This is a genomic window from Brevundimonas pondensis, from assembly GCF_017487345.1.
GTDB lineage: Bacteria > Pseudomonadota > Alphaproteobacteria > Caulobacterales > Caulobacteraceae > Brevundimonas > Brevundimonas pondensis.
In genome coordinates, this window is sequence record NZ_CP062006.1 from 891,857 (window position 1) to 916,546 (window position 24,690).

Here is a 24,690-nt window from a genome sequence, read left to right on the forward strand (position 1 = left end):
GCCTGTCGCGGCCAGGGCTCAGCAGGCGCCCTCTGTGGTTCCCCCGCCCGCCGAACTGTGCGTTCAGGTCGATGTCGGCGGCGACCGCGCGGGTCATCTGGACTGCGCGGCCGAGGTCCTGCAACGCGCCGCGCGGTTGGCCCAGAGCCAGGCCAGGGCCGCCTTCGAGGCGCCGACGCCCGACGTGCGCTCATCCGACCTGATTGTCGGTGTCGCCAACCAGACGGCGACCCGCCAGCGCCTTGGCGCCAACTTCGGTCTGTCCGTCCATCCCCAGCGTCCCGTCCGGCCCGCGCCGACGCCGCGACCGGGAGGACAGCCATGAGCCGCTTCACCCTTTCCCTTTCTCAGGCCGAGGGCGCGCCGCGCCCGGTCTGCTCCCTCATTCGCCAGATGGCCGCGCTTGCGGCCTCTGCGCCTCTGGAGATCGCCCGATGATCCGTCTCGACTCGCGTTCGCTGCGCCGCCGCCTGCTGGTCGGCGCCTCGCTCGGCTCCCTGATCGTCGCCGGCGCGGCCGAGGCCCAGAACCGGGGCGGCTTCGGCAGCCGGGGCGGAGCGGGCGCCAATCCGACCGCCGCCGTGACCCAGGCCATTCAGGCCGAGGTCGGTCGCGCGACCCAGGCCAGCAGCGCCAGTCAGCGCGCCATCGCCTCCTTCGCCCGCGCCGCCGCCACGCGTCAGGCCATGACCGACGCCCAGGCCGCCGCCCGCGCTGCAGCGCTCGCCGCGCAGAGCCACATCCCCAATGGTCTGGGCCAGGGCGGGCTTCAGGTCGCCGAGGGCGTGACGCTGGACCCGAGCCTGTGGGTCGGCGCCAATGGTCCGACCCAGACGGCCGGCTCGGACGGCCGCACCACAGTCACCGTCGGGCAAACGGAACAGAAGGCCATCCTGACCTGGGACAGCTTCAACGTCGGTCGCGAGACGGATCTGGTCTTCAATCAGAAGGGCCACTCTGACTGGGTCGCGCTGAACCGCGTCACCGACGCCAGCGCCGATCCGACCAAGATCCTCGGCAGCATCAAGGCCGACGGCTCGGTCTACATCATCAACCGCAACGGGATCATTTTCGGCGGGGCCTCGCAGGTCAACGTCCGCAACCTGATCGCCGCCACGGCCGACATCTCGAACATCCAGTTCCTTGAGCGCGGGATCACCTCGAACTCCGTTCCGCCGGTGAACTGGTGGGAGTCTCCGATCCTCGTGCCGGTCTTCACCGACGCGGGCGGCGCTGTGACGGTCGAGGCGGGTGCGCAGATCATCACGGCCAAGCCGGCGACGGTGGTCGAGGGCGGCGGCTTCGTGGCCCTGCTGGGCAAGGAGGTCACGAACGCGGGCACGATCGTCACCGGGCGCGGCCAAACCCTGATGGCGGCGGGCGACGACTTCATCATGCGTCCCGGCTACGGCACCAACGCCAATCAGGTCTCGACCACGCGCGGCTATGAGATCGCCGTGAACCTGGACGCTGGCAGTGCCGCGGGCCGCGTCGTCAACCAGGGCCTGATCCAGGCGGCCGAGGGCGACATCACCCTGGCCGGTCGCCACGTGGTTCAGGACGGGGTCGCGATCGCCACCACCTCGGTCAATACGCGCGGCACCATCCATCTGTTGACCGATCTGTCCGACAGCCAGGCCAGCGTCACCCTGACCGGCGACAGCCTGACCCTGATCCTGCCCGAGCTCGACAGCGACGCGACCGCCACCAACGCCCAGCGCGACGCCCTGCTGGCGCAGTCGGCGCTGACCTCTGGCGCGCCGACGACCTGGTTGAACAACCAGGCGATCAACCGCGTCACCCAGGGCACGCCCGATCGCAAGGACATGTCGCGGGTTGAGATCGCCACCGGCGGCTCCGTGACCTTCCAGTCGGATTCCCAGACCATCGCCCAGGGCGGCCAGATCTCGATCGTGGCGATGAAGCGCACCACGATCGAGGATCGCGCCGAACTGAACGTCTCGGGCGTGCGCGACGTGGTCATGGACATGTCCTCGAACAATCTGAAGGTGAACATCCAGCCGTTCGAGCTGCGCGACTCGCCGCTGAACCGCGAGGGCGAAGGGCTCAAGAACAACGACGTCTGGATCGACATCCGCGACCTGATCCTGCTGCCCGACGGCACGGGCGGGCATGAGGGCGACCGCTACTATACGCCGGGCGGCCTGATCGAGGTCGGCGGCCATCTGGGCAATACGGCCCACGGCATCGGCGAATGGGCGGCCCAGGGCGGGACGATCAATATCAACAGCAACGAGATCGTCGCCCACAAGGGCGCGGTGTTCGACATCTCGGGCGGCTCGCTGGACTATGCGGCGGGCTATATCCAGTCGACGCGGATGATGGGTTCGGACGGCAAGCTCTACGATCTGGGCCAGGTGCCTGCGGGCGTGAAGATGCTGTCGGTCGGCAACGCCTTCGTGGTCAATCACGACCGCTGGGGCGAGGCCTTCCAGGAGGTCTACGCCCAGCCCTTGTTCAGTTCGGCGCGCAGCGTGCGCTGGGAGGCGGGCTACACCGTCGGCCGCGACGCGGGCGTCCTGTCCCTGTCGGCGCCGACCGTCCTGTTCGACGGTCAGATCGTCGCTGACGTGGTGACGGGTGAGCGCCAGACGGGCGCCCGTCCGACTACGCCTCCGGGCATCAAGGACGGCGTGATCTCGGGCGACTTCGCCAATCGACTGGACGGCTATGACCTGCCGCAGAACGTCACGCCGCTGGCGGGCGGCTTCTTTGTCGGCAACCGCCTGCATCAGTCCTATCAGCCCGTCCTCTCGCAGGAGATCCCGTTCAACAACACGGTAGTGGTGGGCGAGGGGGGCGGTTCGGTCGGCGTCACGACGGGCGCGGCCCTGACGCCGGACCTTACCAATACGGTGGTCCTGTCGGCCGAGGCGCTGAGCGCGGCGGGTCTGGGCGGGCTGCGGATCAACGGCGGCGAGGTCAGGATCGAAGGCGATCTGACCCTGAGCCATGGCGGCGAAGTCGCCGTGCGCGGCCAGACCATCGCGGTGGACGCCGACATCACGGCGCGCAGCGGCTCCATTTCGCTGGCGGCTGTCCCGCCCTGCGGCGCGGGCTGCGCCGAGGTCACGGACCTGAAGGTCGGCGAGGGCGTGACGCTGGACGCCAGCGGCCTGTGGGTGAACGTCAAGGCGGGCGGCGACGTCCGCGACCTGGCCCACCTGGAAGGCGGGACGGTCATGCTGGAAAGCCGTCAGGGCGACCTGACGCTGGGCAAGGGCAGCCTGATCGACGTCTCGGCCGGCGCCGCCATCCTGCTGGACGGCAAGACGGTGGGGGCCAGGGGCGGCTCGGTCGGTCTGGCGGTCGGCTATGAGCCGCGCGCCAATATGGGACAGATGACGCTGGACGGCGCCGTTCGCGCCTATGGCACGGGCGAGAACGCGGGCGGCACGCTGACGGTCTCGGCCGCCGGGCGTCCGATCACCATCGGCGAGGCCGTCATGGGCGGCGGCGACGAACTGGCGGCCGGCGAGGCCGCGCCGATGGACCTGCAGCTTCTGGAAGACCTAGTGCTGAAGGCGGGCGAGGTCCTGCCGTTTGACTACGCCTACACGATCGACCGGGTCGAGGCGGGGCAACCGACGCCGGCCACGGTCAATCTGGACTTTGCTGCGGTCACCCTGACCAGCGACTGGACCGTGCCGGACGGCTTCGAGGTCTATGACGGGGACTGGAACATCTATTACGGCGGTCAGGTCATTCCGGGCGGGACCTATCTGGAGTTCGGCTACGGTCAGGCGGCGCCGGGCTTCATCATCAATCCGGATATCTGGCCGAATGGGGTCAGCATTCCGCCGGTGGCCTTCACCTACGCCAAGGGCGATATCCTTCAGGCGGATCTGACGCTTCCGGCAGGCCGCACCATCACGGCCGGGACGGTGTTCAACGCGGCGGTCAAGGTGGCCAAGCCGCTGCACCTGGAGGCCGATCTCTTCCAGACCGGCTTCTCGCGTTACGATATCCGGGCGGGCGGTGACCTGCATGTGCGCGGGGATGTTGTGGTCAACGCCCCGGTGCGCCGCTTCACCGCCGACAGCGCCAGCTTCGCCAGCGGCGCGGCCCTGTCGGACGCGATGGAGTTGTGGACGCCGGACCTGCTGCGCGAGGACGCGGCCAACGGGCGCTTCGTCCAGCGTCAGGGCGCCAGCCTCAGCCTGACCGCCCATGCTCTCAGCGAGCGCAACTGGCTGACGGGCTATGGCAATGTCGTGCCCGATGCGCGCCTGCTCGGCGAACTGGTCTTGGCCGAGGGCGCGAGCATCCGGGTCGACGACGGCCAGTCGGTCAACCTGACCGCCATGGAAGGCATGCGGATCGACGGCCGCATCGAGGCGCGCGGCGGCAAGGTGTCGCTGATCGCCGGCAACGAGGAGAACGAGCGCCTCGACTACCAGCCGTTCAACATCGTCTATAATTCCTCCACGGCCCTGTGGCTGGGCGAGAAGAGCGTCATCGACGTCTCGGGCCGGGGCGTCAGCGCCGTCGGCGCGGACGGCCTGCGCTACGGTCATGTCTCGAGGGGCGGCGAGATTTCGGTTGGCGGCCAGCGTGCGGCCTATGTGGTGGTGCGCCCCGGCGCGGTGCTGGACGCCTCGGGCGCGGCGACCCAGATCGACTATCTGACCTCGGGTCTGACCAATGATCGGCACAGCCTGACGGTCGCCACCGACGGCGGTGCGATCCGCTTCCAGTCGCAGTACGGCGTCTTCCTGGATGGCGACATGCGCGCCCATGCGGGCGGCGCGAACGCCTCGGGCGGTCTGCTGTCGATCAAGCTGACGACCCCCTATCTGGCGCAGATGGGCAAGGGCGTGCGGGACACGCCCGACTACATGCGCCGCCTGCGCAGCATCATCCTCGGCGCCGAGCAGGACAGCGGCCTGTCGGCGGACCTGCAGTACGGCGACTGCATCACCGGCTGCTGGACGCCCGGACAACTGAACGCCGACGCCGCTGCGGCCAACCAAGGCGTGGCGGACCTGGTTGGTCAGGCCCGCATTGGCGTGGATCAGATCAAGGCCGGCGGGTTTGGCAGTCTGACGCTCGACTCCACGGATGTGGTCCTGCTGGACGGACCGGTGAATCTGAATCTGTCACGCAACCTGACCCTGTCGGGGACCATCGGCTCGCTCGGCGACGGCGCGGATCAGGATTCGACCCTCAGCGCCGCCTATGTGCGCTTCGTCTCGGCGGGCACGATGCGGGGCAACAACCAGGTCCGCTGGGAGGACGGGACCCAGGCCCTGTTCAAGATCCCCGACATGGGCGACGGCGTCCTGACCATCAGCGGCGGTCTGGTCGACATGGGCGGGGCCCAGTTCGGCGTGAACGGTTCGGTCGGCCTGTCGGATGGTCGCCAGCACGAATACGAGTACGCCGCCCACGGCCAGATCAACATCGTCAGCGGCAGCGACATCCGCATGACCGGCGGCGAGGTCAATGCGATGAGCAACATCGCCCTGACGGCCGCCCAGATCTATCCGATCACGGGGGCGGTCGCGTCGATCTTCGCCGGGAAGTACACCTATCGCATCCCCGGCAACACCATCGGCTATCAGTCGCTGGTTCCCGGCGGCACGGTCAGCTTCCACAAGCTGGAAGGCGTGACGCCCTCGGCGCCGCTGTCGCTCTATGGATCGCTGACGGTCGGGGCCGACATCATCAACCAGGGCGGCGTGCTGCGTGCGCCGCTGGGCTCGATCACCCTCGGCGTCGGCGGCGACAAGTTCGTGCCCGGCCCCGACCAGTTGAAGCCTGGCCAGACATGGTGGGAGCAGACCTCGGTGACGACCCGCGAGGTCAACCTGCTGCCCGGCAGCCTGACTTCGGTCAGCGCCCGCGACCTGGTCATTCCCTATGGCGGCACGACCGACGGTCTGAAGTGGCTGCTGAACGGCATCGAGCTGAAGAGCACGGATGCGAAGCAGGGGGTCATGGTGCTGGGCTCGCTGCGCGCCGACGAGGGCTCGGTGCTGGACCTGTCGGGCGGCGGCACGCCTGCGGGCGCGGGCTTCATCACGGGGCGCGGCGGCTCGGTCGACGTGCTGAAGACGGCTCTGGCCAATGTCAGCCCGGCCTTCGACGGCCTGAGCCATGCGGACAACAAGGTTTACGCCATCGTGCCGTCCTATGGCGCTTCGGTTGCGCCGAACGCCATCGACGGCCACGCCCAGCCGGGGCTTGGTCAGCAGATCGTCATCCCAGCCGGGATCGAGGGTCTGGCGGCGGGCGTCTATACCCTGCTGCCCGCCGAGTACGCCCTGATGGAAGGGGCCTTCCGCGTCGAACTGGGCCGCAACGTTCCGGCGGGCGCCAACGGCGTGACCCGTCTGGCCGACGGCTCGACCCATCTGGGCCTGACCACGGGCGTGGCGCACACGGATGCGCGCAGCAGCCTGAAGGTCGAGGCCATCCTGACCCCGGCCAAGGTGGTCCGCACCTATTCGCAGTACAACGAAACCAGCTTCGGCGAATTCCTGGTCAAGGCGCCGGCGTCGGCCCTGTTCAACAGCCCGCTGCCCTTCCTGCCGGAGGACGGCAAGACCTTCATCCTGGCCCTGGCGCCGGATGCGGACAAGGATCGTCCGGCCTTCTCCTTCAAGGGCAAGGGCCTGTTCGATGCCGCCGAGGGCGGCATCGGCGGCTCGCTGGCCGTGGTCGGCGGCGATTACTACGACAGTGAAAAGTACACGCTGGAAATCCTGGCGGACGGCGCGACGAAGTCGGGCGACGGCTATCTGTCGCTTTATGCCTCCGACCTGAATGCGGTCGGGGCGCGGATCATGACCCTGGGCGGTGCGGCGCACCGCGTTTTCACCACCAACCAGTCGACCGAGATCCAGGTCGTCGCCGGCGGCGCCTGGCCGAACCAGAGCAATCTCAGCGCCCGCGGATTCGGCGGCATCGCCGTGCGCGAGGGCGCGGTTCTGCAAGGGCCGCAAGTCCTGCTGATCGCGGATCGCAACGCCGACATTCTGGTGGAGCAGGGCGCCCGGATCACGACTCTGGGCAAGGGCGATCCGGCTTTCGACTCGACCATGGGCTACACCCTGCGGGCCAACAACGTGAACCTGCTGGCCGTGTCGAACGGCTTGCTGGAGTTCAACAGCAACGCTTCGGCGGGCACCACCGGCGTGATCACGGTCGAGGACGGCGCCTCCCTCTATTCCGACGGCACGCTCAGCTTCGTCACGCCGGGCGCGGTCAGTCTGGGCGAGAACGTCAACTATGGCGCGCGTTACCTGGCCTTCTCGTCGGGTTCGGTGAACATCGGGACCAGCGATGCCCTGGCCGCTGCGGGCGCGAATGGCGTCCTGCCGTCGGGCATCGCCCTGAACCAGTCGGTGCTGGATCGCCTGATGGCGGGCGATCAGAGCACAGGCGCGCCCAAGCTGGAGCGCCTGATCCTGTCGGCCAGCCAGTCGGTCAACTTCTACGGCTCCATCAGTCTGGACACCCGTGACGCCGCTACCGGCGTTTCGGCCCTGCAACTGGTGCTCAACACGCCAGCTCTCTATGGCGCGGGCGGCGCGGGGGACGTGGCCCAGATCACGACCGGAACCCTGGTCTGGAACGGCGTTCTGGGCGCCCAGGGGCCCAGCTACAGCCCGACCATTATTCCCGGTCAGCCGGGGGCGCCGGTCGCCGGAGGCGCGGGAACGGGCATGGGAACGCTGAACCTGATCGCCGACCGCATCGTGCTGGGCTATCAGGACGGGGTAGCGATCACCGCCTCGGCGCCGATGAACCGGCTGGCTCTGGGCTTCAGCACGGTCAACCTGACGGCCTCACAGCGGATCGAGAGCAACCACAAGGGCGAGCTGGCCGTCTATCAGTCCCAGGCCGTTTACGGCCAGCCGGGGCAGGGCGGGGCATTGAATCTGACGACGCCCCTGCTGACGGGACAGGCGGGCTCCAGCCTGCACTACAAGGCGGGCGGCGCCATCAACCTGACCGCCCCCGTGACGGCCGCGACCGCCGAGGCGCCCAAGCCGCAGCTAGGGGCCGAGATCAAGATGACCGCCGCCAGCATCACGGCGGACACCACCATCGCCCTGCCCAGCGGCCGACTGGTCCTGACGGCGACCGAGGGCGACATCGTCCTGGGCGACAAGGCGCGCCTGGATCTGTCAGGCAAGGCCACCGACTTCTTTGAGGAGACCCGCTACAGCTGGGGCGGCGACGTCGAGCTGGAAAGCGCGCAAGGGAACGTCATCGCGTCTTCGGGGTCGAAGATCGACCTGAGCGCTGACCATAACCATGCGGGCACGCTGAAGGTCACGGCGCTGAACGGCGCGGCGACCCTGAACGGGGTCATCGAGGCCCACGCCCGCAACGGCGACAAGACGCCCGACGCCTCGCTGCGCAACGGCTCGATCGACATCCGCGCCAACGTCGTCAGCGACTTCCGCGAACTGAACGAGCGGCTGACGCAGACGGGCGTCACCGAGAGCCGCAGCTTCGTCGTCAAGAGCGGCGATCTGGTGGTCGGCGACGAGGTCAAGGCGCGTCAGGTGACGATAGCGGCCGACGGCGGCGACCTGATCGTCAACGGCCGCATCGACGCCAGCGGCGCCCGTCCGGGCTCCATCCGCCTGTCGGCGCGCGACGACCTGACCCTGGCCTCGACGGCGGTGCTGGACGCTAGCGCCGACAGCATCGTGGTCGACGGCTATGGTGCGCCCATCGAAGCCTCGAACCGCGCCCACATCGACCTGGGCAGCAAGGCGGGAACCCTGACCCTGGCCTCGGGCGCCACGCTGGACCTGTCGTCCCCGGACGGCGTCAATCGCGGCCGCGTCGAGCTGAACGCCCCGCGTCTGGGCGGAGACGACATCGCCATCGAGGCAGGCGGCGCGCTGACGATCAAGGGGGCCGACAGCCTGTCGGTCAACGGCTTCCGCACCTATCAACCGGCGGACGGGGTCATCAATCAGGCCCTGATGGACGGCATTCACACGGACAGCACGGCCTTCATCAACGCCGCCATCGCCAATCAGGCCCTGCTGGGCCGTCTGGCCGGGCTGCGGGCCTATCAGGACGCCTTCCATCTGCGTCCGGGCGTCGAGCTGACCAGCGCGCCGGGGCAGAGCCTGAGCGTGTCGGGCGACCTGAACCTGGCCGGCTATCGTTACGCCAGCCTGAACCCCGACACCCCGATGACCGGCGTCTATGGTTCGGGCGAGGCGGGCGTCCTGCTGGTTCGCGCCGCTGACGACCTGAACATCTACGGCAGCATCACCGACGGCTTCGGCGAGCCCGCGCGCACGCCGGACGACAACGGCTGGGTGCTCTACAACACCGCCGACGCAGGCGGCTTTTACGCCCTGCCGGCCGATCATCAGCTGATGGCGCCCGTGCGTCTGTCGCCGGGGGCGGCCTTCCCGGCCGGGGTCAGCCTGACCTTCGACGCCCCCGTCCGCGCCTTCAGCGTCATCGGCAACCAGGTGATCGAGGCGGACGTCAGCCTGGCCCAGTCAGTGGTCCTGCCGCAGGACTGGGTGGCGACCTCGGCCATTCGTCTGCCGGACGGCTCGGTGCTCGAACGCGGAACCATCCTCAAGGCGGGCATGACCCTGCCGGCCGACACGGAACTCGGCCGGGGCGCGCTGCTGCCGATGGCGGTCTCGCTCAAGGCCATGACCTGGCCCAAGGGCGTGGCCCTGCCGGCCATCCTGACCCTGTCCTCGACGACCCAGCTAAAGGCGGGCGACGTCATTCCGCGCGCCAGCACGGTCCTGGTCGCCGGTCTGACGGGCCTGCAGACCGAGCCGGTGGTTCTGGACGCCAGCTACACCCTGGTCGGCGGCGCCTCCGGCAATGCGACCACTATCGCTGGCGGCGCGGCCTCGACCGTGGTGCTCGATTTCGACATCGAGGTGCGTAACTTCACCACCATCCGCACCGGGGTCTACATCCCGTTCGGCTTCGTCTCCACGAGCATCGCCACTTCGCGCAGCCGGCAATGGACCGTTCCGGTGGACATCTGGGCCAGCAAGGCGGCCTTCGAGGCGGGCGACGCGCCGGTGCACCGTCAGGGCGATGTCATGAACATCAACCAGCCCGTTCGCTCCGGGACCTACTGGGGCGCGGGCGCGGTCATTCCGACGATCCTGGGAAGCAGCCGCGGCATCGCGCCGACGGTCGTTCCGGCGGGGACGCCGATGAACATCTTCGCGGCTGACGTCTCGCTGAACAGCAATGTGACGGTGAACGCCGGAACCCTGATCCCGGCCGGCGTCAACCTGCAGCTTCTGGGCGCGGGCGGACCGCACAATACCCGCCCGATCCAGGCGGACGGCACGCAAGGCCGCATCTGGGCCGTGGCGCCCATGCTGGCGGCGGGGTCGCAATCCTGGTCGATGCGTCTGGTCGCGGGGGCCGACATCGGTTCGGCCGACGGCCGCACCCTGCGGGCGGCGACCGATCTGGCCCGCGCCGGCCATTCGGGCGACCTGACCCTGTCGGACCGTCACTATGTGAACCCGCAGGCGGCTCTGACGGACGGTTTCACCCCCAACTGGCTGGAGGGGATGAAGCTGATGCAGAACTTCAGCGTCATTCGCACCGGCGTGGGCTCGCTGGACCTGCTCGCGGGCGGCGACTACCGCCAGATGTCGCTGTACGGCGTCTATACGGCGGGCACGCCCTCGGCCGAGATCGGCGGCCTGACGCTGGACGGCCACAACGTCTTCAACCAGCCGCGCGCGACGCTGACGGGCTCCGCCGGTCTGGCCAATCCCTGGATCGGGCCGAACTTCGACGGCTACGCCGACGCCATCCGCGACTATCAGGCCTGGTATCCCGAACACGGCGGCGACCTGCTGCTGGCGGTGCAGGGCGGCCTGTCCGGCTATTCGACCGATCGCGACGTCTCCTATCAACGCGTGGGCAGCGGGCGGATCGGCAACTGGCTGTGGCGACAAGGCGGGTACGGCGTCAGCGAGAATGGCGTCTCGGTCGCTCTGGGGCAGGACGTGCCGACCGCCTGGTGGATCAACTTCGGCGGCTATGTCCCGAACAACTCCAGCGGGCTCAATGACTTCGTCGGATTTAATGGTCCATTGCTCGAAGGCTTCATGGGCATCGGCGCTCTGGGCGGCGGCAATCTGACGGTGAAGGCCGGAGGCGACGCCGGCGTGACCCAGGACTGGGGCCGGGGGCTGGATGGCGCTTCGGACACGAGCCGGGTCCGCATTTCCAGCTCGGGCCTGCACTTCGCCGTCGGCGGCACCGGCCGCGTGACCTCGGTGACGCGCACGGCGGGGATCGTCACGGACGGGAGCGTGGTCCAGACCGGCGGCGGCGACATCGACATCCGTCTGGGCGGCGTCCTGAACCCGGGCGCGGCGTCCAACATGCCTTCGGACCTGGCGGGCAGCGTGACCAACCTGCGCGGTCAGGTCTCCATCCTGTCCGGCGGGGTTGGCGTCGGCGCCTATAGCTCAGCGGTAGACGTGCTTGATCCGCGTCTGCCCGATCCGCTGCGGACCGCCTTCCACCTGCCGAGCGGCGGCATCACCCTGGTGATCGGCGACGCCGACGTGCGCATCGACACGCGCGGCGATCTGATCCTGGCCGGGGTCGGTGATCCGGGCTCGACCCAGACCTCGATGGCGGGTGTGTCGGTCGGCTATGTCAACGCCGCCGGTCAGTTCCTGCGGCCGGACGGTCTGGTGATGCAGACCAGCTTCTCGCTGTGGCGGGACGACACGAGTATCAGCCTGTTCAGCGCGGGCGGCGACGTGACGCCGATCACGGCGGCCTCCGGCAATGGCGCGGTGCGGGACGGTCGCTACTGGTACCCGCCCATCCTGCGGGTGACGGCGGCCGAGGGCAGCATTCGCTGGAGCGCGGAACGTTGCGACGACAACTGCAGCGGCGGCATCCCGCCGCTGGAGCTGGCGCCGTCGTCGATGGGACTGGTCGAATACCTGGCCGGAACCTCGATCCTGGGCGGCGGTTCGCGCGATCCGGACGCGGGCGGGTCCTACGCCGCCGGTCGCCCGGTCGCCCTGTCGGGTATGGCCCGGACGCTGGATCTTCTGCCCAATCCGTTCCGCCCGGTGTGGATGACCGACTGGCGCGATACGCAAGGCGCACCGGTGAACGTCGTCCAGCCGATCAAGGGCAATGCGGCGACCCTCGGCGGCCTGCTGGCCTTCCAGCCGGATACGGCGACGGGCACGCTGCGGACGGGCCGCCAGAACCCGGCGCTCTTCTATGCGGCCGACGGCGACATCAGCAATCTGAACTTCGGCTTCATCACCTACGACGGCCAGTCGCAGCTCTACGTCAACTCCGGCTCGGTCGACCTGCGCGCCTCGCGCGACATCGTCAACCTGGGCACGGGCACGGGCATCGGCTGTCTGAACAGCGGTCCGATCGAGTGCCGCGGCGCGCCGGCCTATCTGTTCGGGGTGTTCAACCTGGGTGGTCTGGTGGTGCACAATGACCCATCCGACATCTCGCTGATCTCGGCGGGCCGGGACATCATCTACGGCAACATGACCGTGGCGGGTCCTGGCAATCTGGTGGTCGAGGCGGGGCGCAACATCTATCAGGCCGGCAATGGTCGCTTCACCAGCGTCGGTCCGCTGTTCGACCTGTCGCCATCGACCCGTAACGGCGGGGCCGGCATCTCGATCCTGACCGGGGTCGGGGCGGGCGGTCCCAACTATGACGCCTTCACCAAGCTGTATCTGGACCCAGCCAACCTGGCCGAGGTCGGGCGGCCGCTGGCCGACCAGGCCGGCAAGGTGGTCAAGACCTATGACGTTGAACTGATCCAGTGGCTGGAAAACCGCTTCGGCTATGAAGCCGCCGACGCCCGTGACGCCTTGACCTACTTCAACGGCCTGGACCGCCAGCAGCGCGCCGTCTTCGCCCGACTGGTCTACTTCGACGAACTGAAGGCGGGGGGGCGTGAATACAACGACCCCAATGGCGCGCGTTTCGGCAGCTACCTGCGCGGCCGTAACGCCATCTCCGTCTTGCTTCCCGAGAAGGACGCCAGCGGAAAGGCCATCTCCTACGCCGGCGACCTGACCATGTTCGGCGGCTCGGCGGTGCGGACCCTGTTCGGCGGCAACATCGAGATGCTGGTGGCGGGCGGCCAGACGGTGGTCGGCGTCGGCGGCGTGGCGCCGCCCTCGACGGCGGGGGTCCTGTCCATGGGGTCGGGCGACATCGACGTCTATTCGCTGGGATCGGTGCTGCTGGGCCAGAGCCGGGTCTTCACCACCTTCGGCGGCGACCTGTTCATGTGGTCGGCCGAGGGCGACATCAACGCCGGGCGGGGGTCCAAGTCGACCGCCGTCTATCAGCCGCCGCGCCGGGTCTATGATTTGTACGGCAACGTCACCCTGTCGCCGCCGACCCAGAACACCGGCGCCGGCATCGCCACCCTGAACCCGATCCCGGAGATCCCGGCGGGCGACGTGGACCTGATCGCGCCGCTCGGCACGATCGATGCGGGCGAGGCGGGCATCCGGGTTTCGGGCAACGTCAACCTGGCCGCCCTGCAGGTGGTCAACGCCGCCAACATCCAGGTCAAGGGCGACGCGGTGGGCATCCCGGCGGTGGCGGCGGTCAACACCGGCGCCCTGACGGCCGCCTCTTCGGCCAGCAGTTCAGTGGTGGCCGAGGCCGCCCGTCTGGCCGAACGCGCCCGTTCCAAGCCGACCGGCGACATCCCGGCCATCATCACTAGCCGCTTCCTCGGCTTCGGCGAGTAACCGCAGCGTGAAGGGAGGCCCACGCGCCCACCCTTCACACTCCCTTCTTCCGACTGGAGTATCCCATGTCCGACGCTTCTCCCGCAGGCGCCTTGCCGCTCTTCTATCGCGACCCCCAGCCGCTCTCGGCGGTCCAGCACGGAAGCTGGCGCCTGAAGGATGGCGACGCGGCCTTCGCCGCCGACACGCCCTTTGTCCCCGTAGTGGTTAGCGAGATCGCCGCCGCCGCCCGCAGCTACCCCGTCGTCTTCTCGGCCGGGGAGGGGGCGCAGCCGGTCGTCGTCCTGGGTCTGGAGCAGCGCAACCTGTTCGTCGCCGACGGCCGCTGGGCCGAGGACGCCTATGTGCCCGCCTATGTGCGCCGCTATCCGTTCGGCTTCATCGCCACCGTCAATCCCGACGGCTTCGCCCTGGCCGTCGACGCCGCCTCGGAACGACTGGCCCCTTCGGGCGAGGAGGGGACGGCCCTGTTCGACGGTGATCAGCCGACGCAACTGACGCTGGAGGCCATGGCCTTCTGCAACGCCTTCCAGGGCGAGGCCGGCGCCACCCAGGCCTTTGCCGAGGCCCTGCGCGCCCAAGGCCTGCTGATCGACCGCCGCGCCGACGTCACCCTGCCGGATGGCCGCAAGCTGGGTCTCGACGGTTTCCAGATCATCGATACGGATCAGTTCGCCAAGCTGGATGAAGCTGTCGTCCTGGATTGGCATCGCAAGGGCTGGCTTGCGCTGGTTCACTTCCATCTGGCCTCGCTGGAGCGTTTCGGCGCGCTGTTGGCCCTGCACGGGCAGGCGACGACGACCGTTGAGCCCGCGACCAAGCCGACCAAGTCCAAGAAAGCCTGAGCCATGACCAATCGCTTTATCTTCGCAGCCTTGACCCTCGCCGCGGTCGCGGGCGCCGCCCTGCCGGCCGCCGCGCAACAGGCCCAGCCGCTGGGCGGTCCGGTCATCCCGGGCGTCTGCCTGCTGTCGCGCGAGGCGGTCTTCGCCAACGCCGCCGCCGGCAAGGCCGCCAGCGCCCGCCTTCAGGAACTGGCCGCCATGGCCCAGACCGAGATCGAGACCGAGCGCCAGCCGCTTGAGACCCAACTACGCGCCCTCGAAGGGCAGCCTGACAACGCCGCTCGCCGCCAGCGCGCGGAGGCCCTGGCCGGCCAATGGCAGGCCTTGCAGCAGAAGGCGGCCCACGCCAATCAGGAGGTCGAGGCGACTCGCCTCAAGGCGATGGAGCGCATCGCCAACGAGGCCCAGCCCGCCATCGCCCAGGTCTATGCCGCCAAGGCCTGCGGTCTGCTGCTGGACCGCAACTCGGCGCTGGGCGGCAACTTCGCCAACGACCTGACCGCCGAGGTGGTGCAACTCCTGGACAGTCGCCTGTCGACCATCACTTTCGAACGCGAACGCCTGCCTCAGGTCGCCGCGCAACCCGCCCGTTAGGTCAGGACTGATGATCGCTTCCAGGTCTCATCTACATGCCCCGTTTCGGACCCTCGCGGCCGGGATAGCCGCCGTTCTGGGCCTGGCGGGCCAGGCGCAGGCCCAGAGCCTGACGCCCGACGAGGCGCCCGAAGCCTGGGTCGCCTATGCCGAGAACGCAACACGGACTTTGACGACCTGGCTGGAAGCTGATGAGGCGGCGGCGATCGACCTGCGTCAGGAATTGGACCAGCTCCGCTCATCCCCGGATCAGCCGACCGAGTCTTTGGAGCTGAGGTTGTGGGTTTCGGCTGACGGCGTCGTCACCCGCGTCGAACCGGCGCCGCGCGCTCCGCTCAAGGCTTCGGCAGCCTTGCGTGGGGTGGTGGACGGTCGCCGTCTGCCGCCGCCGCCCAAGGGCATGCTGCAGCCGCTGCGCCTCGCTGTTCAGCTGGAGCCTCCGGCCTGAACTTCGGCGATCAGCCCAACGGCTCAGGACGGCCGCTCTGATCGACCGCCACCATGACGAACTCCGCCGTCGCCGAGTGACTACGTCGACCGTTCAGCAGGTCTTCGGCCCAAAGCTGGACCTCGATGGTCAACGAGGAGCGGCCTGTCGTCTTCACGCGTGAGGCCGTCTCCACCATGTCGCCTTCGCGGATTGGGGTGCTGAAGTCGATGCGGTGGGTGGCGGCCATGACCACGACTTTTCGCGCACGTCGCGTCGCCGCGACAAAGGCCGCCTTGCCCATCAACTTCAGGGCGTCTCCGCCGAACAGGGTGCCGTAGTGATTGGTCGTGCCGGGGAAGACCATGTCGGCGGCCCTTAACCAATCATCCGCCTCTGTCGGGATGTCGATCCCGGGCGGCGGAGACAGCGTCAGCTGATCCGCGCCCAGGGCGACCATGTTGAACAGGCCTCGGGTGCACAGGCGCCGTTCGCCGCTCAACAGGGCCTCGGCGTGAAGTTCAACTTCCACGCCGAGCGAAGTTCGGCCGGTCCGCACCACACGACCCACAGCCTCGACCATTTCACCAATCCGCGCCGGTGCGGCGAAGTCGATCCGTTCGCAGCCTGCGGTCACCACGGTGCGTCGCGCATGCCGGCTGGCGGCCAGGAAGGCGACCTTGTCCAGGTGCGCCAGTCCCACGCCGCCGAACAGGGTGCCATGGTGATTGGCGTCGCCGGGAAACACCATGTCGATCAGCCGGATGCTCATGCCCGCGCCGCCCGCGCCGCGGTGACCATGTTGACGAGCGCCGCTTCGGTCTCCGGCCAGCTTCGTGTTTTCAGGCCGCAATCGGGATTCACCCACAGACGGTCAGCGGGCAGTCTCTCGGCCGCGGCCTTCAGCAGGGCGCTGATGTCTTCGACGGCGGGCACGCGCGGCGAGTGGATGTCGTAGACCCCCGGTCCGATCTCCGCGGGGTAGCGATAGTCAGAAAAGGCGTCCAGCAACTCCATCTTCGAACGCGAGGTCTCGATGGAGATGACGTCCGCGTCCATCTCTCCGATCGAACGGATGATGTCGTTGAACTCGGAGTAGCACATATGGGTGTGGATCTGGGTGTGGTCGGCGACGCCCGAGGCGGTGATGCGGAAACACTCCACCGCCCATCCGAGATAGGCCTGCCAGTCAGATCGGCGCAGGGGCAGGCCTTCGCGCAGGGCCGCCTCGTCGATCTGGATGATGGGAGCGCCGGCGGCTTCTAGGTCGAGCACTTCGTCACGGATGGCGAAGGCGATCTGGCGACAGGTCTCGCTACGAGGCTGGTCGTCGCGAACGAAGGACCAGTTCAGGATGGTCACGGGTCCGGTCAGCATGCCCTTCATCGGCTTGTCGGTCAGGGACTGGGCGTAGCGCCACCATTCCACCGTCATCGGCAGGGGCCGGGAAACATCGCCGTAGATGATGGGCGGACGCACGCAGCGCGAGCCGTAGGATTGGACCCATGCGTTCCTGGTGAAGGTGAAGCCGGAGAGCTGTTCGCCGAAATACTGGACCATGTCGTTGCGTTCGAATTCGCCATGGACCAGGACATCGAGACCGATCTCTTCCTGCCACCTGATGGTTCGGGCCGTTTCCTCGCGCAGGAAGGCCTCATAGGCGCCGGCGTCGATGACGCCTTTGCCGTGGTCGGCGCGGGCCTTTCGGACGGCGGGGGTCTGGGGGAATGAGCCTATGGTGGTTGTCGGCCAGGCGGGCAGGTTCAGACGGCGAACCTGAGCCGCACGACGCACCTCGAAAGAGGAGGAACGCCGCGTCTGCATCTGCGTGCGGTCGGCTGTACGCGCCTGAACCACCGGGTCGTGAATACGGGGAGAGGCCGCTCGGCAGGCGACAGAAGCCGAAGCTGCATCCAGAATTTCGCGCACGCTCTCGCGCCCCTGGTTCAAGGCACGGGTCAGAATCTCCAGCTCGGCGATTTTCTGTACGGCAAAGGCGAGCCAGTCCTTCACCTCGGGGTCCAGCGTTGTTTCCCGCTCGAGATCGATGGGCGTGTGCAACAAGGAGCAGGACGGCGCCAGGATCACTGTGCGGCCTCTGTCGATGACAGGCTCCAATCGGTCGAGAATTGCGTTGAGGTCGGCTTTCCAGATGTTGCGCCCGTCGATGACGCCCAATGAAAGGACCAGATCCGGTCGGGCGTCCGCCAGCACGGCGTCCAACTGCTCGGGCGCACGGGTCAGGTCGATATGCAGACCATCGATCGGAAGCCACAGTACGGTTTCCAGGTTGTCCCCCAAGCCCCCGAAGTAGGTGGTCAGCATGACCTTGGTGGGGGGCACGACGTCGGTCAGTACGCGATAGGCCAGCCGGTAGGCCTCACGGGCCTCATCGTTCAGATCGGTCACCAGGCAGGGTTCGTCCATCTGCACCCAGGTGGCGCCGGCGCGGGCCAGGGAGCGCAGAACCTCGGCGTAGACCGGCAGAAGTTGCGGCAGCAGACTCAAGGGATCGAAGTCAGCATTCCGCGCCTTGCCCAGCAAAAGATAGCTGACCGGCCCCAAAAGGACGGGGCGTGTTTCTATGCCCAGCGCCTTGGCTTCCAGATACTCGTCCAGCGCCTTGGTCGACGTCAGGCGGAAAGTCTGGTTCTCGGTGAATTCCGGCACGATGTAGTGGTAGTTGGTGTCGAACCACTTGGTCATTTCGGCCGCCGGCACACCTTCGCCTCCGGGCGCGGCGCCATGGCCGCATCCGCATGTCGCTTCGTGTTCGCCCTGCGATCCGCGCGCCGTGGCGAAATAGGTCTTCAGTGCGACCTGTTCCGTCTCCTGGCCGTAAAGCGTCGGCAAGGCTCCGACCATGGCGGACGTGTCCAGAACATGATCGTATAGCGAGAAGTCATTGGAAGGTATGATGTTTGCGCCCAACTCGCGTTGCTTCCGCCAGGTGCGCGCGCGCAGGTCCGCGGTGGTCGCCAGCAGGTCGTCGGCGCTCATTCGCCCGGCCCAATGCGCTTCGAGCGCGGCTTTGAGCTCGCGTTTCGGGCCGATACGGGGGAAGCCGAGAATGGCGGACTGGACGTTGGGGCGGACGGTCATGTCTCGAAGCCTTTGCAAGGGCAGGGCTTCAGACAGGGGCGCGCGCACGCCCGCGCGGGCTTCAGGAGACCGGCGGCGCACATGCGGCCTGACCGGACACCCCGCCGGAGGACGTTATCTGTCGGGGCAGGTCTCCTGGCTCACGGGTCACGGCTTCAGGCTCGGCCTTCCCGGCGTCGAAACGCCAGTGACACAAGATGAACCTTCGGCTCGCCGCTTACAGTTGCGGGGGCAGCGCCGGTGTCGCACCGGCTTCCCTCTTAGCTCCGCGCCGCCGAAACGACGCGCAGACCACGACGGCGGGCAAAAGGCCTTATGCGCCGGGGTAAGTCAAGAACATATAACGATATGCTTATATGTTTATGGCTTGGGGTTGCGTGTGCGGTCCCAGGTTCCGAACTCGTGGGCGATGCAGCGGTCGATCAGCAGGCGCCAGACCGGCTCGGCGATGTCGGGCGACAGGCCGGCGGGTTCGGCCGCCGCCAGCACCTTTGCCACCACGTCGTCGATGCGGGCCTGGTCGAAGACGGCGTCGCGGTTCGGCTTGATGCGGGCGGCGGCGTCCATATAGCGCTGGCGCTCGGCCAGCAGGGTCACCAGAGCGCGGTCCAGGGCATCCACGCCCTGACGCACGTCGATCATGGTTGCGCAGTCTTCCGGGGCCTTGCGGTCGTCGATGGCGACGGTGCGGGGGGCGGTCATCAGGTCAGCCGACAAAGGCGCGCTCCAGAACATAGTCGCCGGGTTCGGCGTTCGAGCCTTCTTTCAGGCCGTAGGATTCCAGCAACTCGCCGGTCTCCTTGATCATGGCCATCGAGCCGCACAGCATGACGCGGTCGCTGTTGGGCGAGAAGCCGATGGGCAGTTGCAGGTCGGCGAAGACGTCGCCCGACTTGATGCGATCGGTGATGCGGCCCGGCGTCTCGAAACGCTCGCGGGTCACGGTCGGATAATAGGTCAACTGAGCCTTGGCCTCGTCGCCGATCAGCGGATCGTCGTGGATCTCGTGGCTGAAGAAGTCGCGATAGGCCAGGTCGGCGACGTTGCGCACCGTGTGGCAGACGATGACCTGCTTGAAGCGGGAATAGGTTTCCGGATCGCGCGCGACCGACAGCCAGGGCGCCAGGCCCGTGCCGGTGCCGATCAGCCACAGACGCTCGCCGCCGGTCAGGGCGTCCAGCACCAGGGTGCCGGTCGGCTTCTTGCCCATCAGAACGCTGTCGCCCGGCTGGATCTTCTGCAAGCGCGAGGTCAGGGGGCCGTCCTCGACCTTGATCGAGAAGAACTCCAGTTCCTCGGCCCAGAAGGGCGATGCGATGGAATAGGCGCGCAGGATGGGCTTTGCGCCGTCTTCGCCCGGCAGACCGATCATGACGAACTCGCCCGAACGGAAGCGGAAATCCTCCGGCCGTTTCACGCCGAAGCTGAACAGTTGATCGTTCCAGTGGCGGACCCACAGGACTTCCAGATTGTGGAACGGGCTGGCCTTGACGGGCGGCGCGGCGGTGGAGGCGTCGGACATGGGGCCTAACTAGGCGGTCGCGGGCGAATGCGAAAGGCTCGCGGGCGTCGCAGCCGCGCAGATTTGCGGATGACGGCGGAAGAATCCGCCTCTAGCTTCGCCGCCATGCGCACATTCCTTCTTGCTTCGACGATCCTGATGGCTGCGACCTCGGCCTTTGCCCAATCTTCTCCGCAGCCGGCGGCTCCGCCCGCCGCCACAGCGCCCGCGTCCTCGATCCTGACGGTCGAGCGGGTGTTCGCCAATCCGTCCCTGGCCGGGCCGGTGGCCAAGGGCGTTAGCCTGTCGCCCGACGGCGAACTGGTCGCCTTCCTGCGCTCGCGCGAGGACGACGTGGACGTGCTGGACCTGTGGGCCGCGCCGGTGAAGGGCGGCGAGCCCTTCAAGCTGATCGACGCACGGGCCTTGGTCCCTGATGCCGGCGAGCTGTCCGAGGCCGAGAAGGCGCGGCGCGAACGGATGCGGATTTCGCAGCGGGGCGTGGTCGAATATTCGTGGGACGAGCAGGGCCGCTACATCCTGGCGCCGCTGGAAGGCGACATCTTCCTGGCTAACCGTGCTGATGGCAGCGTGCGCCGTCTGACCGAAACCACGGCCGATGAGATCGACGCCAAGGTTTCGCCCAAGGGCGCCTTCGTCAGCTTCGTGCGGGATCAGGATCTGGTCGTGCTCAACCTGGCCTCGGGCGCCGAGCAGGCGATCACCACGGACGGCGACGGACTGATCACCTGGGCCACGGCCGAGTTCATCGCCCAGGAAGAGCTGGATCGCGACACCGGCTACTGGTGGAGCCCGGACGAGCGTTTCATCGCCCTGCAACGCACCGATGAGACCCAGGTCGACATCATTCCGCGCCTGGACATCACCGGCGGCGGCGCCTCGGTGATCGAGCAGCGCTACCCGCGCGCCGGTCGCCCCAACGCCGTGGTCGAACTCTATGTGCAGGACGTGCAGGCGGGGCAGCGGGTCAAGGTCGACCTGGGCGCGAACGCCGACATCTATCTGGCCCGCGTCAACTGGGCCAAGGACGGGCGGACCCTGTACGTCCAGCGCCTGTCGCGCGACCAGAAGACGCTCGACCTGCTGAGCGTCGATCCGGCGACTGGCGCCAGCCGCGTCATCGCCACCCAGCGCTCGGACGCCTGGGTGCCGCTGAATCATGACTTCAAGGCGCTGACGGACGGGAACTTCATCTGGGCGTCGGAAGAGAGCGGCTGGAAGCACCTCTATCTCCACAACCGCGACGGCCGCCGCCTGCGGGCGATCACGCGCGGCGACTATCCGGTCAAGGCGCTGGAAGGCGTCAATGAGGCGACGGGGGAGATCTTCTTCACCGCCTCGATGCGCGACGGCAAGGAGTACCCGATCGAGCAGCAGCTGTTCCGCGCCAGCATGAAGCGGACCGCGACGCCCGTAGAGATCACCCCGCGCGGCGGCTGGTGGAGCGCCTCGGTCAACCGGACCGGCACGGCCTATGTCGGCAATTATACCGACGTGAACACGCCGATGCAGTCGGCCCTCTATGGCATCGACGGCCAGCGCATCCGCTGGATCGAGGAGAACAGGCTGCAGCCCGGCCACCCCTTCTGGCCCTATGCCGAGCGGCAGCAGAAGCCGACCTTCGGCACCCTGCAAAGCCACGGCGAGACGCTGATGTGGCAGATGACCACGCCGCCTGATTTTGACCCAAGCAAGACCTATCCAGTCGTGATGCAGGTGTACGGGGGGCCCTCGGGCGGCGGCGTGAAGAACGGCTGGCAGTCGGCGACCAACCAGTTGCTGACCGAGGCGGGCTATATCGTCTTCAGACTGGACAACCGGGGCGAGGGCGATCGTTCGGCGGCGTTCAAGCAGGCCCTCTATCTGAAGATGGGTCAGCCCGAGATCGAGGATCAGGTCATCGCCGCCGACTATCTGCGGTCGCTGCCCTATGTCGATGACAGCCGCATCGCCATGATGGGCTGGTCCTATGGCGGCTTCATGAGCCTGATGGCGCTGACCGAGCCCAAGATGGGTCTGGCCTCGGCCCTGGCGGGCGCCCCGCCGACCGAGTGGAGCCTCTACGACACCGCCTATACCGAGCGCTACATGTCGACGCCGCAGGCCAATGTGGACGGCTATGCCGCCTCCGACGTGCTGGGCCGCCTCGATCACCTGACCGGGCGTCTGCTGCTGCTGCACGGCATGGCCGACGACAACGTCATCTTCGAGAACACCACGCGGGTGCTGAACGCGCTGCAGGAAAAGAGCATTCCCTTCGAGACCATGCTCTATCCCGGACAGCGTCATGGCGTGCGCGGCAACGAGAGGCAGCTTCACCTATGGCGCACCTACCTCGACTTCCTCGACCGCACCATCGGCGCGCGGGCGCCCGCCAAGGCGGATTGATCCTCGCCGCCGTCAGCGCCCTGGCGCTGACGGCGTGCGCCACGGCCAAGGAGGAACCGGCGGCTGCGACGTCGGGGCGTCAGCTTCCGACGGCAGCGCAGATCATTGACCATATGGCCTTTTATGGACCGAGCCATGTTGCGTGGGCGCGACGGATCGACCGGCAGGCGGGCGAGGCTGTCGCGCCGAACGCCTTGGTGATGTTGGCGCCGCGCATCGATTGGGCGGCGAGCGAGGGGGAGGGCTATCTGGAGGGCCTTCCTGTCCTGCTGAAGGACAATATCGAGACGCGCGATATGCCGACGACGGCCGGTTCGTTGGCCCTGGCCGCCAATGCGCCAGGGCGCGACGCGCCTCTGGTCGCCCGACTGCGGGAGGCCGGGGCGATCATCCTCGGCAAGACCAATCTGTCGGAGTGGGCCAATATCCGCTCGTCGGATTCCATCAGCGGCTGGAGCGCGGTCGGGGGGCAGACGCGCAACCCCTATGACCCCGCCCGGACGCCGTGCGGTTCGTCGTCGGGCAGCGCGGTGGCGGTGGCCATCGGTCTGGCGCCGGTCGCCATCGGCACCGAGACGGACGGCTCGATCACCTGTCCCGCCTCGGTCAACGGCGTGGTCGGATTCAAGCCGACCGTGGGTCTGGTCAGCCGTACCCACGTCGTGCCGATCAGCCATTCGCAGGACACCGCCGGCCCCATCGCCACGACGGTCGAGGACGCGGCCATCGTCCTGAGCGTCATCGCGGGCAGCGATCCCGCCGACCCGGCGACGGCCGAGGCCGATGCGCGCAAGGTCGATTATCGCGCGGCGCTGGACGCGAACAGCCTGCGGGGCGCCCGCATCGGGGTGATGCGCTTCCTGTCGCCCTCCTATTCCGCCGAGACCCGCGCCGAGTTCGAGCGGGCCCTGACCGCCCTGCGCGCCGCCGGGGCCGAGGTGGTCGAGATCGAGCAGGCGCCGACCGATCTGCGCGCCATCGGCGGGTGGGAGTTGACGGTCCTGCTGACCGAGCTGAAGCACGACCTGAACGCCTATCTGGCCTCGACCGAGCCGGCGCAGGTGAAGACGCGGACCCTGGCCGACGTCATCGCCTTCAACGCCGCCGAGCCGCGCGAGACGGTGTTGTTCGGCCAGGACCTGTTCGAGAAGGCCCAGGCGACCCGCGGCCTGGGTGATCCGGCCTATGTCGAGGCGCGGGCCAGGTCGCTGCGGGCGGCGGGACCGGACGGGATCGACCGGATGATGACCGAGCACAGGGTGGTCGCCCTGATCGCGCCGACGACCTCGCGCGCCTGGACCAATGATCCCAAGGACGAGGACGAGATGCAGGGCTCGGCCAGTCGGCTGGCGGCGGTCGCGGGCTATCCGCACCTGAGCGTGCCCATGGGTTTCGACCGGGGGATGCCGGTGGGGCTCAGCTTCATCGGCGGCAAGTGGGACGACGCCCGCATCCTGTCGCTGGGCTATGCCTATGAACAGGTGACCAAGGAGCGAAGGGCGCCGCCGCTGCCCTGAGCAACCTCGACCGTTCATGCGGGTTAAACGGCCATGGAAAAGCTGTTCAACCATTTCGCCAATACGACGGCCAAGGTGGCGGGCCGTCCGTGGACCTTCATCCTGTGTCTGTTGCTGGTCCTGGTCTGGGCCGTGACGGGCCCGGCCTTCAAGTTCAGCGAGACCTGGCAGCTGGTGATCAACACCGGCACGACCATCATCACCTTCCTGATGGTCTTTCTGATCCAGAACACCCAGAACCGCGACGCGGCGGCCATGCACGCCAAGCTGGACGAGTTGGTCTATGCGGTGAAGAAGGCCGATGCGGGCTTCATCGGCATCGAGCACCTGACCGACAAGGAGCTGGCGGTCATCCTGCAGGAGGTCGAGCGGCGCGGGCGCGACATCCATGCGGGGCAGCCGGCGCGGGCGGTCAGGAGCCGGCCGGCCAGGCGCGCGGCGGAGAGCGAGACCTGAAAAACAGAGTCCAATTCGTCTGAATCGTCTGAAATGCCTCCTTGGCCGCTGGCGAAGCGCGCATCATGGCGCACGG

12 protein-coding genes and 1 riboswitch are annotated in these 24,690 nt (G+C 67.9%); of the genes, 8 read left to right on the forward strand and 4 right to left on the reverse strand.

All coding sequences use genetic code 11. From position 1 onward, the window contains the following. Positions 1-34: 34 nt before the first annotated feature. From IFE19_RS04600 to IFE19_RS04620, 5 genes are all read left to right on the forward strand, one after another. The gene (locus tag IFE19_RS04600) at positions 35-325 is read left to right on the forward strand and encodes a hypothetical protein (RefSeq protein ID WP_207826107.1); all 291 of its coding nucleotides are present in this window, start codon (positions 35-37) and stop codon (positions 323-325) included. A gap of 109 nt (positions 326-434) precedes the next feature. Continuing rightward, positions 435-13,763 carry a filamentous haemagglutinin family protein gene (locus tag IFE19_RS04605; RefSeq protein WP_207826109.1) on the forward strand — a complete coding sequence of 4,443 codons (13,329 nt, stop codon included), beginning with the start codon at positions 435-437 and terminating at the stop codon, positions 13,761-13,763. A gap of 65 nt (positions 13,764-13,828) precedes the next feature. Next, complete coding sequence (locus tag IFE19_RS04610; protein WP_207826111.1) at positions 13,829-14,608, forward strand: SapC family protein; 780 nt, start codon at positions 13,829-13,831, stop codon at positions 14,606-14,608. Positions 14,609-14,611: 3 nt separating this feature from the next. After that, on the forward strand, positions 14,612-15,202 hold the full coding sequence (locus IFE19_RS04615; protein ID WP_207826113.1) for an OmpH family outer membrane protein: 591 nt from the start codon (positions 14,612-14,614) through the stop codon (positions 15,200-15,202). A 10-nt stretch (positions 15,203-15,212) separates the two neighbouring features. After that, positions 15,213-15,650: a hypothetical protein gene (locus IFE19_RS04620; RefSeq protein WP_207826115.1), complete on the forward strand. Its 438-nt coding sequence runs from the start codon at positions 15,213-15,215 to the stop codon at positions 15,648-15,650. A 10-nt stretch (positions 15,651-15,660) separates the two neighbouring features. On the opposite strand, the gene IFE19_RS04625 is transcribed toward IFE19_RS04620, so the two are convergent. The 4 genes from IFE19_RS04625 to IFE19_RS04640 all read right to left on the reverse strand — a co-directional run bounded on the left by IFE19_RS04625 (position 15,661) and on the right by IFE19_RS04640 (position 20,253). Beyond that, positions 15,661-16,401 carry an acyl-CoA thioesterase gene (locus tag IFE19_RS04625; RefSeq protein WP_225910403.1) on the reverse strand — a complete coding sequence of 247 codons (741 nt, stop codon included), beginning with the start codon at positions 16,399-16,401 and terminating at the stop codon, positions 15,661-15,663. Beyond that, positions 16,398-18,731, reverse strand: coding sequence for a 5-methyltetrahydropteroyltriglutamate--homocysteine S-methyltransferase (gene metE / locus IFE19_RS04630; RefSeq protein WP_207826117.1), 2,334 nt, complete (start codon positions 18,729-18,731; stop codon positions 16,398-16,400). The genes IFE19_RS04625 and metE overlap by 4 nt, the downstream gene beginning before the upstream one ends. 108 nt (positions 18,732-18,839) lie before the next feature. Continuing rightward, positions 18,840-19,042: riboswitch (cobalamin riboswitch) on the reverse strand. Between the two features lie 49 nt (positions 19,043-19,091). Then, entirely contained in the window at positions 19,092-19,433 is a 342-nt protein-coding gene (locus IFE19_RS04635) for a chorismate mutase (protein WP_207826120.1), read from the reverse strand. Positions 19,434-19,437: 4 nt separating this feature from the next. Next, positions 19,438-20,253 carry a ferredoxin--NADP reductase gene (locus IFE19_RS04640; RefSeq protein WP_207826122.1) on the reverse strand — a complete coding sequence of 272 codons (816 nt, stop codon included), beginning with the start codon at positions 20,251-20,253 and terminating at the stop codon, positions 19,438-19,440. A gap of 138 nt (positions 20,254-20,391) precedes the next feature. Here IFE19_RS04640 and IFE19_RS04645 point away from each other — a divergent pair, with 138 nt between their 5' ends. The 3 genes from IFE19_RS04645 (at position 20,392) to IFE19_RS04655 (ending at position 24,614) form a co-directional block, all read left to right on the forward strand. After that, positions 20,392-22,641, forward strand: a complete 2,250-nt coding sequence (locus IFE19_RS04645) for a S9 family peptidase (RefSeq protein WP_225910404.1) — start codon at positions 20,392-20,394, stop codon at positions 22,639-22,641. A 200-nt stretch (positions 22,642-22,841) separates the two neighbouring features. Continuing rightward, positions 22,842-24,158: an amidase gene (locus tag IFE19_RS04650; protein WP_225910483.1), complete on the forward strand. Its 1,317-nt coding sequence runs from the start codon at positions 22,842-22,844 to the stop codon at positions 24,156-24,158. A 33-nt stretch (positions 24,159-24,191) separates the two neighbouring features. Next, positions 24,192-24,614, forward strand: a complete 423-nt coding sequence (locus IFE19_RS04655; RefSeq protein WP_207826125.1) for a low affinity iron permease family protein — start codon at positions 24,192-24,194, stop codon at positions 24,612-24,614. Positions 24,615-24,690: the final 76 nt, after the last annotated feature.

What these genes read in the sequence shown, in the direction of transcription:
- IFE19_RS04605 (WP_207826109.1), top strand. Translation starts at nt 435, where the DNA reads ATGATCCGTCTCGACTCGCGTTCGCTGCGCCGCCGCCTGCTGGTCGGC.
- IFE19_RS04610 (WP_207826111.1), top strand. Translation starts at nt 13,829, where the DNA reads ATGTCCGACGCTTCTCCCGCAGGCGCCTTGCCGCTCTTCTATCGCGAC.
- IFE19_RS04615 (WP_207826113.1), top strand. Translation starts at nt 14,612, where the DNA reads ATGACCAATCGCTTTATCTTCGCAGCCTTGACCCTCGCCGCGGTCGCG.
- IFE19_RS04620 (WP_207826115.1), top strand. Translation starts at nt 15,213, where the DNA reads ATGATCGCTTCCAGGTCTCATCTACATGCCCCGTTTCGGACCCTCGCG.
- IFE19_RS04625 (WP_225910403.1), bottom strand. Translation starts at nt 16,401, where the DNA reads ATGAGCATCCGGCTGATCGACATGGTGTTTCCCGGCGACGCCAATCAC.
- metE (WP_207826117.1), bottom strand. Translation starts at nt 18,731, where the DNA reads ATGACCGTCCGCCCCAACGTCCAGTCCGCCATTCTCGGCTTCCCCCGT.
- IFE19_RS04635 (WP_207826120.1), bottom strand. Translation starts at nt 19,433, where the DNA reads ATGACCGCCCCCCGCACCGTCGCCATCGACGACCGCAAGGCCCCGGAA.
- IFE19_RS04640 (WP_207826122.1), bottom strand. Translation starts at nt 20,253, where the DNA reads ATGTCCGACGCCTCCACCGCCGCGCCGCCCGTCAAGGCCAGCCCGTTC.
- IFE19_RS04645 (WP_225910404.1), top strand. Translation starts at nt 20,392, where the DNA reads ATGGCTGCGACCTCGGCCTTTGCCCAATCTTCTCCGCAGCCGGCGGCT.
- IFE19_RS04650 (WP_225910483.1), top strand. Translation starts at nt 22,842, where the DNA reads ATGTTGGCGCCGCGCATCGATTGGGCGGCGAGCGAGGGGGAGGGCTAT.
- IFE19_RS04655 (WP_207826125.1), top strand. Translation starts at nt 24,192, where the DNA reads ATGGAAAAGCTGTTCAACCATTTCGCCAATACGACGGCCAAGGTGGCG.